This window comes from Natrialba aegyptia DSM 13077 (assembly GCF_000337535.1).
In the GTDB taxonomy this organism is placed as follows: Archaea; Halobacteriota; Halobacteria; order Halobacteriales; family Natrialbaceae; genus Natrialba; species Natrialba aegyptia.
Genome location: NZ_AOIP01000057.1, coordinates 1 through 378, shown reverse-complemented (window position 1 = coordinate 378; position 378 = coordinate 1). Strand labels below are relative to the sequence as shown.

The following is a 378-nucleotide window of genomic DNA, read 5'->3' as shown; positions in this document are numbered from 1 at the left end:
CTCGCGCGAAGTTGCGCCTTGCTCGACGACCGGTGCGATCATTATGTTGTCGCCGAACATGAATTGGTCAGTGATATCCCGAGTGTCCGAATCGTTCTGGAAGTGGTAGACCAGCGGCTGCTGGATCGGCTTGCCAGTTTTGGCGGATTCTTCGAATTCGTTGTAGAGGTACGGCATCAGTCGGTAGCGCAGTTCAATGTACTTCTTACTGATCTCGACAGCCTCCTCGCCGAATGTCCAGGGATGCTGGTTGCGCATGTCGATCTCTTGGTCGGACTTTCGGTGCGTGTCGGTATGGTTCCGGAAGTACGGGATGAACGCGCCCAGCTCAATCCAGCGCTTGAACAGCTCTGGCGAGGGTCGGCCGGCGAAGCCGCC

1 protein-coding gene is annotated in these 378 nt (G+C 57.1%); it reads right to left on the bottom strand.

The window, feature by feature from the left end:
- On the bottom strand, positions 1 to 378 hold a 378-nt coding region (locus tag C480_RS19890; protein WP_006667452.1), incomplete at both ends, for a TIM-barrel domain-containing protein.